We start from the raw sequence: 13,028 nt of genomic DNA, 5'->3' as shown, positions 1-13,028 counted from the left end.
CTGGACTGTCCGGGGCCGTCGAAGGTGAGGACGTGGTAGCCGCGCTCCAGCCCGCCCGCCGCCGTGGAGGAGCTGCGCCGGCGGCTGAGCGAGCGCGGTGTGGACGCCCGTCGGCTGCACATCGCCGCCGCCGGTCACAGCGCGCAGGTCGAGCCGATCCTGGGCGAGTTCGCCGCCAGGATCTCCGAGTTGGATCGTCGCCGACCTGGTGCGGGCGGCGGTGCTGCTGGCCGTGCCCGTGAGCGCGCTCTGCGGGGTGCTGCGGCTGTGGGTGCTCTACCCGGCGGCGCTGGTGGTCGGGGTGATGACGGTCTTCTTCGACCTCGCGGCCCAGTCCTTCCTGCCCACCGTGATCGGTGCGGAGCGCTTGGTCGAGGGCAACTCCAAACTGCAGCTCTCCACCACGGTGGGGCAGTTGGGCGGCCCGAGCATCGGCGGCCTCCTGGTCCAGTGGCTGACCGCGCCCGTCGCGGTGCTGGCCAACTCGGTCGGCTTCGCGGTGTCCGGCGTGCTGGTCCTGCTGATGCGGGCACGGGAGGAGCCGCGCCCGGCCCGGGCGGAGCGGGCGGCGCTCGTCACCGAGATCCGGGACGGGCTGAGATCGGTCTTCGGCCATCGCCTGCTGCGGCCGATCGTGTTGACCGCGGGCCTGGGCAACCTGTTCGGCCTGCTCGGCATGGGCCAGGCGGTGCTGCTGCTCTATGCGGTGCGTGAACTGCACCTGTCCGCGGGGGCGTTGGGTGGCGCGCTGGCCGTCGCCAACGGCGGTGTACTGGTCGGCTCGCTGCTCAACGAGCGGCTGACCGGCCTGCGCGGAGTCGGGCCCGCCCTCGGTGGCTCGGCCGTGCTGATGGCGGGCGCGCTCCTGCTGCTCCCGCTGGCCACCCCGACGAGCGCGGTGCCGGTTCTCGTCGCGGCCATGGCGCTGGCGGGGTTCAGCGCCGCCGTCTTCAACATCAACTCGGTGAGCCTGCGCCAGTCCGTCACCCCGCCCGAGCTGCGTGGGCGGATGACGGCAACGTTCCGGTTCGTCAACTGGGGCGCGATCCCGGTCGGCACCTTCGCCGGCGGTGCCCTGGTCGGGCCGCTCGGCCTGCGCACGGTCGTATGGCTGCTCGGTCTGGGCGGCCTGCTCGCGGCGCTGCCGGCGCTGGGGCCGGCCGTCCGCTCCCTGCGGGAGATCCCCGGCCCCACCCCTGCGAAGGAGGTCGTCCATGCCTGAGCACCGACCCGCACTGCTGGTCTGCCGCCGTCGGCGGCCCGATGCCGCAGTCCGGCTGTACTGCTTCGCCCACAGCGGCGGCTCGCCGGGGGAGTTCGTCCGCTGGGGCGACGAACTTCCCGAAGCCGAGATCTGGGGCGTGCAACTCCCGGGCCGTGGCTCGCGGATCGACGAGCCGGGGCACACCCGGATCGAGCAGGCCGTCGCCGACATCGTCGAACACGCCGACTTCCGGGGCCGGTTCGCCTTCTTCGGCCACAGCCTGGGCGCGCTCGTCGCGTTCGAAACGGCCCGGGCCCTGCGGGACCGCGGGCTGCCGCAGCCGGAACGGCTGTACCTCTCCGCCTGCGTCGCCCCCGACCTGCCGCGCGGCGTGCCACCGATCCACCACCTCGGCGACCGCGAGCTGTTCGCGGCCATCCAGGGCCAGTACGGCTCGCTGCCCGCCGAGATCGCCGACGACGAGGAGCTGCTGGCACTGATCATGACCACCCACCGGGCCGACTTCGAGATGGTCGGCAGCCACCGGCACACCCCGGGCGCGCCGCTGGCCCTGCCCCTGCACGTCGTCGCCGGCACCGAGGACCGTCTGTCCACCGCCTGCTCTGAGAATCGATTCCCAAACCGCGTGAGACGCCTCGTGGTCGATCGTTCGTCCGGATCGATCTCGTTCGGGTGGCCGCTCGACGGTGGGTGCATGAGAGAAGGCATCGACGACAAGGGTCGCCGGGTGGGTCCGCCGACTCGCTCCGCGTGCCCCGGGAGCCCACACCGCCGGGCCGGGCGGCCGGTCGGGGCCGTCCGGTTCAGGGCTCCCGCCCGCCCCCGTCATCCGACGGCTCCCGCCCCCGCGAACGGTGTCGCCGGACGTACCAGACCAGCAACACGGCGGCGATGATCACGGCGATCGTGAGGGCGGCGACCCGGCCGACGGTGCCCTCCACCCTGGTGTAGGCGGCTCCGGCGAAGTAGCCCAGGAGGGTGAAGCCGACGCCCCAGGCAAGCCCACCGAGGGCGTTGTAGAACAGGAACCGGCGGTACGGCATCCGGGACATCCCGGCCAGCGAGGGCACCAGCGGGCGGAAGAACGCGACGAAACGGCCGACGAAGACGGCGGCCGGCCCGCGTCGGCGGATCGAGTCCCGCACCGCGTCGACCTGCTTCGCATGGCGCCGCAGCGGCCGGGTGCGCAGGATCGCCGGGCCGAGGTGTCGGCCGATCTCATAGCCGGCGGAGTCCCCGAGAACGGCCGCGCAGACCACGACCAGGACCATCCAGCCGAGGGAGACGCTGCCCTGGTGGGCGATGAAGCCGCCGAGGACGGCGGCGGTCTCGCCGGGGATGAAGAAGCTGAAGAACAGGGCGTCCTCGGTGAAGACCATGCCGCCGACGACCGCGTACACCACCGGGCCGGACAGGCCGCGCAGCCAGTCGGTGATCGCATGCATCGGCCACACCTCGTCGGCGATCGAGCCCCTTTTCGCCCCAAATGTAACGCCTGCCCCGCGCCGGCCGTCGCGGTGGCGGCAGCAGGGCACGGGCGAGCGCCATCGGGCCCGGCTCCTGGCCGAGACCGACCGTCGCTAGGTGCCCCCGGGTCGACAACTCGGTCCACGCGTCGGCGTCGTGGAAGGTGCCGTCCCCGCCGCGCTCGTACCCGAACCCGCCCGGTGACCGGTGACCGGTGGCCGACCTCCAGGGTGATCGCCCACTGTGACGACTGTCATGGTCATCCAGTGATCATCCGCGCTGGCGTGGGGCGCCGCCCGATTGCGAGGATGGGCCGCGTCGACGGGGCGAGGTGCCCCGAGGCTGTTCGAACGGGGGGTCGGCGATGTCGCCGCACGAAATCGGGTTGTACGCAAGCGCTGCCGTGGTGATCGGTGTGGGACTAAGGGCGTTGGTGCTGGTCAGCCCCACGAACGGCCCCACGAACGGCCCCACAAACGGCCCCGCGAGCGACTCCGGGGCCGGCGGCGCGGCGGCCGGCCGCGCGGCGAATGCCGGCGGGCCGGGCGACGTGCTGGCGGTGGTCCGCGCGGCCCTGGCGCGGCGCCCCTGGGCCACCCTCGCCCTGTTCGCGGTGATGGCGGTGATGGCGGTGGTCCAGTACGCGGTGCCCTCCGTCGTCGAGGATCTGATGCGCCGGCCGGACGCCCTGTCGGACGGGCAGTGGTGGCGGGCCGTGACCGCACTGCTGGTGCAGTCCTCGGGCATCATGCAGATCGCGATCAACCTGCCGGCCCTGCTCGTGGTCGGCGCGGTCGCCGAGGCGGTCCTCGGCTGGTGGCGGACCCTGGCCGTCTTCCTCGTCGGCGGTGTCCTGGCGCACGTGGTCAGCCTGACCGGCTGGTCGCCCCGAGGCGGCGGCGACTCGGTGGCCGTCTGTGCCCTCCTGGGCGCCGTGGCCGTCACCTGCCTGCTCGGCGCGAACACCCCCCGCCGCCCCTTCAAGGAGATCTGGTACCTGCTCCTCATCCCCGCCGCGGGAACGCTGCTCTGCCTCATGCGGAACAACCACGGCATCGGCCTGGTCGCGGGCTGCCTGCTCGGCCTCGCCCTCACCCCTCGCACCAGGCACCGGCTCGCGGAGCCCGCCGCCGCGTAGCCTCACAGACCGGCCGCCCGACCCAGCCGTGCCCACCGCTTCCCGCTCCCGGGCCCGCCGGTGCAGGTGAACGCGAACAGCGGCTGTGGGAGGGTGGATCATGCCCTTGAGCGATTTCCACCTGCGTGCTTCGGTCGCCGTGTCCGACATTCAGCGAGCAGTCGCGTTCTACGAAGGAAAGCTGGGCCTGCGGGCCTTGCGGGCCGGTCCCAGCGCCGACATCCCCGACGGCAGCCGCGTCTACGGTTCCGGTGGCGGCCCGGCGCTGAACGTGTACCAGTCGGGCACCGCGGGGAAGTCGCGGGCGACCATGGCGGTTTGGTACGTCGACGACATCGAGCAGGTCGTCGACGAGCTCACTGCCGCCGGCGTCGACTTCACCCGCTACGACGGGCTGGAGCACGACCCCAGGGGCATCACCGCGCGAGCCGGCGGTGGACGTATCGCGTGGTTTCAGGATCCGGACGGCAACACCTTCGCCATCGAAGCCGACGTCTGAGCGCCAGGACACCGTCCGAAGCCCCGGGACCGGGCTCAGCCTCCGTCCCGCCCGGCCGCTGTCGGGAGGACGGTTCGAGCGTTCCGCGGAGTTGCTCGTCGTTCAACCGGCAGCTTCGGGAGCACCGGGACCGACTCCGACACCTCGATGCACGCCCAACCACGTGGTGCCCGGCGAACGGTCGGCAGCAGGAGCAGGCACGTCAAAGGCGCGTCACTCGCGGATCCGGGCGTTCACCGGGGGATGCGCGTCACCGGTGTCCGCGTCCAGGCCGGCGAGCAGGCGCAGCCCGTCCTCGGCGGGGCTGCCGGGGGCCGCGGACAGCACCAGGAGCTCGATGCCCGATTCGTCCGGCAGTGCGAAGTTCTCCTGGTGCAGTTCCAGCAGCCCGACCAGGGGGTGCCGGTACGCCTTGCGTCCATGGGTGCGGGCGCGCACGTCCGCGCGGGCCCAGAAGCGGCGGAAGCGCTCGCTGCCCATCGCCAACTCGCCGATGAGCGAGGCCAGTCCGGGGTCCTCGGGGTACTGGCCGGCCGCCAGGCGAAGGTGCCCGACCACGTCGAGGGTGCAGTTCTCCCAGTCCGCGTAGAGGCCGCGCTCGGCCTCCTCCAGGAAGATGTGCCGGGCGGTGTTCAGGCCCGGCATCGGGCGGCCGAAGAGGAGCCGGCCCAGGCGGTTCCCGGCGAGTACGTCCATGCGGTGGTTCATGATCAGCGCGGGTGCGTCGGTGACCAGGTCGAGGACGCGCAGCAGCTCCGGCCGGATCCGGCCGCCCGGCGACTTCGGACGGCGGCGGCGCTGCCGGGCGAGGCGGTAGAGGTGCCCGCGTTCGGTCTCGTCGAGGTCGAGCACGCGGGCGAGCGCGTCGAGCACCTGCTCGGAGGGCTGGGTCGCGCGGCCCTGCTCCAGCCGTACGTAGTAGTCGACGCTGACGCCGGACAGGTGCGCGACCTCTTCTCGGCGCAGCCCTTCGACCCGGCGGCGGTTGTCGGTGGGGATGCCGACGGCCGCCGGATCGACCCGGGCACGCCGGGTCCGCAGGAAGCCCGCAAGATCGTCCATGCCCCCCAGTATGGCCTCGGCCGTGTCCGCGAGGGTGGCCCTGCCATGACCAGGAAGTCCGGTCCGATGGACGCGGAGCCCCTGAACACCGGGCGCCGCGGCGTCCAGGATCGAGGACATCCGCACGGCATCCGATCCGAAGGAGTTCCCATGAAGACGCTGATCGTCCACGCCCACCCGGAGCCGAAGTCGCTCAACAGCTCGCTGAAGGACCTCGCGGTGTCCACCCTGGAGAACGCCGGGCACCAGGTGCGGGTGAGCGATCTCTACGCGATGAACTGGAAGGCGGTCGTGGACGCCGCGGACTACGGCCCCGAGGCTTCGAGTCCGCTGAAGGTCGCCCTGGACTCGGGCCGGGCCTTCCAGGCCGGGACGCTCACCCCGGACGTCCTCGCCGAGCAGGAGAAGCTGCTGTGGGCCGACACGGTCATCTTCCAGTTCCCGCTGTGGTGGTACTCGATGCCCGCGATCCTCAAGGGCTGGGTGGACCGGGTGTTCACCTACCGCTTCGCGTACGGCGTCGGCGAGCACAGCGACACCAAGTACGGCGAGCGCTTCGGCGAAGGGACCCTCGCGGGCCGGAGGGCTCTGCTGTCGGTGACCACCGGCGGCCCGGAGTCGCACTACGCCGCCCGCGGGATCAACGGCCCCATCGACGACCTGCTGTTCCCGTTCCAGCACGGCATCCTCTACTACCCGGGCATCGAGGTACTGCCGCCGTTCGTGCTGTACGGCACCGACCGGTTGACCGACGAGGACTACCCGGCCGTCGCCAAGGCCTGGGAGCAGCGCCTGCTCACGCTGGAGTCGACCGAGCCGATCGCGTTCCGGCGGCAGAACTTCGGCGACTACGAGATCCCCTCGCTGCACCTGAAGGAGGGCCTGGAGCCCCCCGGCCGCACCGGCTTCGGGCTGCACGTACGCGGCTGACCGCCGGCGGCGGAACGGCACGGGACGGGACGGGACGGGACGAGATAGAACGGCGCGGGACGGGACGGGACCGGACGGGACCGCGAAGCGGTCGGCGCGGCCGGGTACATCGGGCAACGGATAATCCGGCGTTCAGGTTCATCCGAATTCACTTCGACCCGGCTTCTCATGAAAGGGCGCCAGGACTCCCGAAGCCGTCATATGGATTCCGTAAGGAGCGGCTGGACGCCGGATTTCATGGCCTACGATCCATCTTTGCCGAGTAGAAAGACGGATCTGACATGAAACCCCTATCCCGCCTGAAAAGCGCCCTGGCCTGCGGACTCGCCGCAGTCGCCATGGTCTCCGGCCTGACCGTTCAGGCCCAGGCCGCGCCCGCCGCCGGCCCCGTGGACACGAGCTGCGGAACCCCGGCCTCGGTGGGCGGCGGCAACTGCATGACCGCGCTGATCAATTCGGCCTTCGACATGATCAGGGGCATGCGCGACGCCGCGAACGTCAACAAGCTGGACAATGCGGAGTTCACCCAGAGCACCGCGACGAAGTTGAGTCAGAAGTTCCCGGCGTTCAACGTCATGGTGTACAAGACGGTGGGCACCGACCTGTATGACACCGAGTGGTTCAAAGGCGAGTACAAGGCCGATATGAAGGGGGTGCTGCTCGACACCACCTACAAGCTCAATCATTTCCTGGACAAGGAGAAGAAGGATCCGTCCGGCTACGACGTGTTCCGGATCTGGGTCTTCCAGGGGGATTCGACGTTTCGCAACCGGACCGACGGCGGCTTCATGAACTGGGCGTTCGTCGGCAACGACGGCGACAGCGTCAAGAAGGATTCCTGGACCTGCCGGTCGGGCACCGCGAGGCCCTACAAGTGCGACGGCGACGTGCGCACCATCCACTTCCCCGCGCGGTCCGGCTACGGCACCAGGACCGGCAGCCTGACCCCCGACTCCGCCCGCCCCGGCTACCACGCCTGCCTGGACGTCAGCGGCAACGGCACCGCGAACGGCACCCCCGTGCAGATGTGGGAGTGCAACGGCGGCGACGCCCAGAAGTGGACCTACAACGGGTACCGGCTCCAGGCGGCCAACGGCAAGTGCCTGGACCTGCCGGCCAACAACACCGCGCCTGGGACCAAGCTCCAGGTCTGGGACTGCCTGGACAACCCGGGGCAGCGCTGGAACATGTCGGCCAGTGGTGGCTTCCGGCACCTGGTGGACCAGGAGGACCGGTCCAAGGACGTCTGCATCGACGACTTCAGCGGCCAGACCGGCAACGGCAGCCCGGTGGTGGCCTGGGGCTGCGGCTCCGAGGACCGGCGGGACGCCCCCAACCAGAACTGGGCCTGGGGCGGCACACCGCCGACCACCAACCCGCCCACGCCCGGCGGCGGCGGTACCAACGGCGCCGACGTGACCCTCAAGCTCGACGACGGGCTGGGTGCCGTCCCGGTCAACGGTTCCGCCGGTGCGTCGGTCGTCGCCGGGATCCGTGGGGGCAACGAGTCCAAGTGGAAGCTCACCTCGGTGGGCGGCGGCCGCTACCGGATCACCAGCTCCTACGGGCTGGAACTCACCGAGAGCAGCAACTACATGGCCGAACTCCAGCCGTGGAGCAACTCTTCCCAGCAGAAGTGGCAGCTCGTCGCGGTCGGGAACGGCAAGTACCAGATCCGGATCTCCGAGGACGACTGCCTCGCCCACGACGCCGACTTCAAGCAGCTCGGCGTGTGGACCTGCAAGTCGGGCTGGCAGCAGCAGTGGGTGCTGGAGTCCGCCTCCGGCGGCGTGATCACGCCGACCGACCCGACCACCCCGTCGAAGCCGGACCCGAAGCCGAAGCCGGACCCGAAGCCGACCGGGGGCGGCGCCGACGTCCCCACCGAGCGGCCGCTGTTCCTGAAGCTCTCCAACGGGTTGGGCGCGTCGGCACCCACCGAGACCGCCGGCTGGGGTTCGCCGATCGTGGGCGGGATCCTGGGCTACAAGGGGTCCACCTGGACGATCAAGCCGCTGGGCGGGGACCGCTACCGGATCGTCAACGACCTCGGGTACAACCTCACCGAGAACCCCGACACCTACGTCGCCGAGCAGCAGGCGTGGGGCGACACCTCCAACCAGAAGTGGCAGTTCGTCAGCCTCGGCGACGGCAAGTACCGGGTCCAGATCGACGACGACAACTGCCTCACCCACGACGCCGACTTCAAGCAGCTCGGCGTGTGGACCTGCAAGGACGGCTGGAAGCAGGAGTGGACCTTCCAGCTCCGCTGACCGGTGGCCCTTGACTGCGCCGGCTCCTCCCACCCTCCGCCGAGAACGATTTCGGGCGCCGACCATGGCGGTCGGCGCCCGAAGCCGTTCAGCGGACGTCCCGCTCGAAGACGAGCTCCACCTGGACCGCTACCCGGTGGCCGTGGCCGTCGGCGTGGTTCACCTGGTGATGTCACCGTCCGGCACGTCCCGGACGGTGACCTCCGCGCGCTGCCGGCCCAGGAGTTCGGCCACCGTGTCACCGATCCGCTGGGCGTCGCCCGTCGGCCCGGGGGGCGCCCCGTCGGTGTAGCGCTCGATGGACTTCTCGAAGTACGAGGGGTTCCAGGCCCCGACGGCCCCGCTGACGTCGACGGCCTTCACCGGCCGGTGGCCGACGGCGCGCCTGATGGCGGGGAGGATCTCGTCCGAGCTGTACTTCCCCGGGACCTGGAACAGGCTGGCGTGGCCGCCGACCTTGCCGCCGTCCCGCAGGTAGACGGTGACGACCAGGCAGCTGGTCACCGACGGGTAGGTGATGGTCCCCTTCGGGCCCACCTGGCCGACCTCGCCCTCGGTGATCGAGACGGCACTCGCGCCCGGCGGCCGCTGCCCGAGGCCCTGTGCACCGACCTGCCCGGCCCCGCCGACCGCTCCGTGCGCCGCCGCCTCAGACCTGAGCCCGGCAGCCGACGCTCCGCCGGCCGCACCGGCCGCCAGCACCAGCGCCACCCCGACGGCCAGACCGGCCCGTCCCATGCCCCGCCCGGACACCAGCAACGTCATGACCCCACTTCGGAGAACCGATTCTGCTTACAGTCGTGCACCCGTGCACACGCACGGTGACACATGTTCCCGAGCACGAACGATCTCGTCAACTCCGTGCAGCGTCGGAACAGCTGGACGATCCTCGGACGGACGACCGGGCCACCAGGGCCTCCGTCCACCCGATCGGGCACTTCCCCGGAACATCCCCGAACGGTTCGGGACAGGAACGGGCCGGGTACGAAAGGCTCCGCCCATCCGGAGCGGGGCCCCGTGGCGCGGCGCCCGGGATCGGCCGGAGCGACCCCCACCGGGAAGGTGACATGACCGTTCAGGACGTCCCGACCGCCGGAGCCCTCCGGCACGGCGACTTCGCCGAGCTGCGGCGACGCGTCGCGGAGGCCGGGCTGCTGCGCCGGCGCCCGCTGTACTACGCCTGCCGCGCCGGCGCCCTGCTCGCCGCCTCGGTGCTGCTGCTGGCGGGGTTCACCGCGCTCGGGGCGAGCTGGTGGCAGCTCGGTCTCGCGCCGCTGTCCGCCTTCGTGCTGGGGCAGTTGGCGCTGCTCGGTCACGACGTCGCGCACCACGCCGTGTTCTCCGGGCGCCGGGCGACCGACCTGGCGGGCATCCTGCTGGGCAACCTGGTGGTCGGCATGAGCTACGGCTGGTGGGTCAGCGACCACAACCGCCACCACGCGCACCCCAACCGCGAGGGCCGTGACCCGGCGGCCGACGCCATCCTGTTCGTCCGCACCGCCGAACAGGCCGCCCGGACGCGGGGGTTGAGGCGGAGCGTCGCCAAGTACCAGGCGGAGCTGTTCTTCCCGCTGCTCTCCCTCCAGGCGCTCGGCCTGGTCGTCGCCACCGGGCTGACCCTGGTCCGCGGCCCACTCCGGCACCCCGCGCTGGAACGGACCCTGGCCGTCCTGCACTACGCCCTGGCAGCAGGTCTGCTGCTCGTCGTCCTCACACCGCTCCAGGCGCTCGCGTTCGCCGTGGTGTGCGGCACGGTGCTCGGCGTGTACCTGGGGTGCGTGTTCGCGCCCAACCACAAGGGCATGCCGATGACCGGCGCGGCCGAGGAGCACACCGACTACCTGCGGCGGCAGGTGCTGCCCTCCCGCAACCTCCGGTCCGGGCGGTTCGTCCACTTCCTGTTCGGCGGCCTCGACCTCCAGATCGAGCACCACCTCTTCCCGGCCATGCCGGTGGCCGCGCTGCGCCCGGCCTCGCGCATCGTGCGCGCCTACTGTGCGGAGATCGGCGTGGACTACTGCGAGGCCGGTCTCGTCGACTCGTTCCGGGAGATCCTGCGGGACCTCCGGGCGGTCGGCCGCTCCATCGAGGCGGAGCCACGGCCGACCGTGACCGGGCCCGCGACGGGAGCCGCCCGGTGAGCCGGATCCTGTCCGGAGCGGCGGTACGAACCCCGGGTGGCCCGGGGCGAGGCGGCGGCCGGCTGCGGGTGCTGATCGTCACCGAGTCCTTCGCCCCGCAGGTCAACGGCGTCGCCCACAGCGTGCTCCGGACGGCCGAGCACCTGGTGACCCGAGGGCACGAGGTGCTCGTGGTCGCCCCGGCGACCCGGACCCGGCGGGGCCCCGAGCGGGCCGACGGCTATGAGGTGGTCCGGGTGCCGTCCGTGCCGCTGCCCGGTTACCCGGAGGTGCGGATCGCCCTCCCCGGGCGCCGGGCGACCGGCCTGGCCGCGGCCATCGGCCGGCACCGCCCGCACGTCGTCCATCTGGCCGGGCCGTTCGCACTCGGAGCCGCCGGGGCGGCGGCGGCCGGCCGGGCCGGCATCCCGACCGTCGCGGTCTTCCAGACCGACATGGCCGCCTACACCAGGACCTACCTCCCGGTGGCAGGCGAGCCCGCCGCCCGGCTCGCCTGGCGGATCCTGCGACGCATCCACACCGCCGCCGCCCGGACGCTGGCGCCGTCCCGGTCCTCGCTGCGCGCGCTGGCCGCCCAGGGCGTGCCCCGGCTGCACCTGTGGCCGCGCGGCGTCGACTGCACCCGCTTCCACCCCGGCCACCGCGACGAGGCGCTGCGCCGAACGCTCGGCCCGCACGGGGAGGTGCTGGTCGGCTATGTCGGCCGCCTGGCGGCGGAGAAGCAGGTCGACCGGCTGGCCGCGACGTCCCGGCTCCCGGGCGTACGGCTGGTGGTCGTCGGCGACGGCCCGTGCCGCGGCGCCCTGGAGGCCGCATTGCCGGACGCGCTCTTCCTGGGCCGCCGTACCGGGCACGAACTCGCCCGGCTCTACGCCTCGTTGGACGTCTTCGCGCACACCGGCCCGTTCGAGACCTTCGGCCAGACCGTCCAGGAGGCGATGGCCAGCGCCCTGCCCGTGGTCGCCCCGGCCGCCGGCGGGCCGCTGGACCTCGTCCGGCCGGGGAGCACCGGCCTCCTCGTCCCGCCGGGCTCGGGCGAGGCGTTCCGGACGGCGGTCGAACGGCTCGCCCGGGACGCCGGGCTCCGGGCGGAGTTCGGCCGGGCGGGCCGCGCCGCGGTGGCCGGGCGCAGCTGGGAGGAGGTCGGTGACCAGCTGATCGGGCACTACCGGCTGGCCATCACGGAGCCGACCGGGCCGCGGAGCCGACCGGTCGACGCCGGTTGACGCCGATTGACGCCGGTTGACGGCACCGGCTGACGGCGCCATACCGGCTGGCCATCACGGAGCCGACCGGGCCGCGGAGCCGACCGGTCGACGCCGGTTGACGCCGATTGACGCCGGTTGACGGCACCGGCTGACGGCGCCCGCCCGAGCCCCCCACCGAACCCCTGGAGGATCGCCCCACCGTGTACCAGTCCCTCGCCGCCGAGTACCTCCCCAGCACCGCGCCCACCGCCGACACCGCCGTGTTCCTGCACGGCCTCGGCGGGTGGACCCACAACTGGGCCGCGCTGACCGGCCTGCTGCGGCCGTCCGTCCACTGCCTCGCCCTCGATCTCCCCGGCTTCGGCAGGTCGGCGCCCCCGCCCGACGGGCGGATCACCGTCGCCCGGCTGGCCGCCGCCGTCGCCGGCCACCTGGACCGCGCCGGGCACCGCCGGGTGCACCTCGTCGGCAACTCCCTCGGCGCCCTGGCCGCGCTCCACCTCGCCGCCCGCCGTCCGGGCCTGGTCGCCACCCTCACCCTGGTCTCCCCGGTCCTGCCCGCGCTCCCGCCGGCCCAGACCCTGCGGATCTCCCTGCTCGCCCTGCCCGGCGCCCACCGCCTGTACGCCCGGCGCCTCGCCGACCACAGCCCGGACCGCCAGCTCGACGACCTCTACCGGCTGATCTACGCGAACCCCGCCCTGGTCACCCCCGAGCAACGGGCGACCGAGGCCCGCGAACGCCTACGCCGCGCCGAACTCCCGCACACACCATGGATGTTGGCCGCGGGCGTGCGCGCGATCGTCCACACCTTCCTGCACCGCGGGCCGTCCTCCCCCTGGCAGCAGGCCCACCGGATCACCGCCCCCACCCTGCTCGTCTACGGCCGGGAGGACCGCCTCGTCCCCTTCCGCACGGCGCCCCGCGCCTATGCGGCCTTCCGCGACGTCCGGCTCCTGACCCTGCCGGAGACCGGTCACGTCGCGATGCAGGAACGCCCCGGGCCCGTCGCGGCCGCACTGCGCGCCCTGATCGCCGAGAACCGTCCCCTCTCACCGGCCCCCGGCACCTGGACCGCCCGCCGG

At 72.5% G+C, this 13,028-nt stretch carries 12 protein-coding genes; 9 read left to right on the top strand and 3 right to left on the bottom strand.

Annotated elements, in window-relative coordinates:
* Positions 1 to 208: 208 nt before the first annotated feature.
* Both BG452_RS16240 and BG452_RS16235 read left to right on the top strand, forming a co-directional pair.
* Positions 209 to 1,222 carry an MFS transporter gene (locus tag BG452_RS16240; RefSeq protein WP_188305008.1) on the top strand — a complete coding sequence of 338 codons (1,014 nt, stop codon included), beginning with the start codon at positions 209 to 211 and terminating at the stop codon, positions 1,220 to 1,222.
* Positions 1,215 to 2,120 (top strand): thioesterase II family protein, encoded by a 906-nt coding sequence (locus BG452_RS16235; RefSeq protein WP_188305007.1) that lies wholly within the window; start codon positions 1,215 to 1,217, stop codon positions 2,118 to 2,120. Before BG452_RS16240 ends, BG452_RS16235 begins: the two co-directional genes overlap by 8 nt.
* Here BG452_RS16235 and BG452_RS16230 read toward each other — a convergent pair.
* The gene (locus BG452_RS16230; RefSeq protein ID WP_188305006.1) at positions 2,029 to 2,670 is read right to left on the bottom strand and encodes a DedA family protein; all 642 of its coding nucleotides are present in this window, start codon (positions 2,668 to 2,670) and stop codon (positions 2,029 to 2,031) included. The two genes, BG452_RS16235 and BG452_RS16230, sit on opposite strands and share 92 nt — an antisense overlap.
* Before the next feature lie 407 nt (positions 2,671 to 3,077).
* Between BG452_RS16230 and BG452_RS16225 the strand changes: the two genes are divergently transcribed.
* Together BG452_RS16225 and BG452_RS16220 are read left to right on the top strand one after the other, a co-directional pair.
* Positions 3,078 to 3,830 (top strand): rhomboid family intramembrane serine protease, encoded by a 753-nt coding sequence (locus BG452_RS16225; protein WP_188305005.1) that lies wholly within the window; start codon positions 3,078 to 3,080, stop codon positions 3,828 to 3,830.
* 100 nt (positions 3,831 to 3,930) lie between these two features.
* Positions 3,931 to 4,329, top strand: coding sequence for a VOC family protein (locus tag BG452_RS16220; RefSeq protein ID WP_188305004.1), 399 nt, complete (start codon positions 3,931 to 3,933; stop codon positions 4,327 to 4,329).
* A gap of 213 nt (positions 4,330 to 4,542) precedes the next feature.
* Here BG452_RS16220 and BG452_RS16215 read toward each other — a convergent pair whose 3' ends face one another.
* Positions 4,543 to 5,391 (bottom strand): helix-turn-helix transcriptional regulator, encoded by an 849-nt coding sequence (locus tag BG452_RS16215; protein WP_188305003.1) that lies wholly within the window; start codon positions 5,389 to 5,391, stop codon positions 4,543 to 4,545.
* A gap of 150 nt (positions 5,392 to 5,541) precedes the next feature.
* Between BG452_RS16215 and BG452_RS16210 the strand changes: the two genes are divergently transcribed.
* A complete protein-coding gene (locus BG452_RS16210; protein ID WP_188305002.1) occupies positions 5,542 to 6,321 on the top strand; it encodes an NAD(P)H-dependent oxidoreductase in 780 nt (259 codons plus the stop codon).
* A 281-nt stretch (positions 6,322 to 6,602) separates the two neighbouring features.
* Positions 6,603 to 8,594 carry a ricin-type beta-trefoil lectin domain protein gene (locus BG452_RS16205; protein ID WP_188305001.1) on the top strand — a complete coding sequence of 664 codons (1,992 nt, stop codon included), beginning with the start codon at positions 6,603 to 6,605 and terminating at the stop codon, positions 8,592 to 8,594.
* Between the two features lie 159 nt (positions 8,595 to 8,753).
* Here the strand turns inward: BG452_RS16205 and BG452_RS16200 are convergent, their stop codons facing one another.
* Positions 8,754 to 9,359, bottom strand: a complete 606-nt coding sequence (locus tag BG452_RS16200) for a hypothetical protein (RefSeq protein WP_188305000.1) — start codon at positions 9,357 to 9,359, stop codon at positions 8,754 to 8,756.
* A gap of 302 nt (positions 9,360 to 9,661) precedes the next feature.
* On the opposite strand from BG452_RS16200, the gene BG452_RS16195 reads away from it, so the two are divergent.
* The 3 genes from BG452_RS16195 to BG452_RS16185 form a co-directional block, all read left to right on the top strand.
* A complete protein-coding gene (locus tag BG452_RS16195) occupies positions 9,662 to 10,735 on the top strand; it encodes a fatty acid desaturase family protein (RefSeq protein ID WP_188304999.1) in 1,074 nt (357 codons plus the stop codon).
* Between the two features lie 62 nt (positions 10,736 to 10,797).
* Positions 10,798 to 11,961 carry a glycosyltransferase family 4 protein gene (locus BG452_RS16190; protein WP_188305047.1) on the top strand — a complete coding sequence of 388 codons (1,164 nt, stop codon included), beginning with the start codon at positions 10,798 to 10,800 and terminating at the stop codon, positions 11,959 to 11,961.
* Positions 11,962 to 12,143: 182 nt separating this feature from the next.
* A partial coding sequence (locus tag BG452_RS16185) for an alpha/beta fold hydrolase (RefSeq protein WP_317621075.1) occupies positions 12,144 to 13,028 on the top strand: 885 nt, incomplete at its 3' end.

Source organism: Streptomyces sp. CBMA123, assembly GCF_014596465.1.
Lineage (GTDB): Bacteria > Actinomycetota > Actinomycetes > Streptomycetales > Streptomycetaceae > Kitasatospora.
The sequence above is the reverse complement of the archived record's forward strand: the minus strand, read 5'-3'. Positions and strand labels throughout refer to the sequence as shown.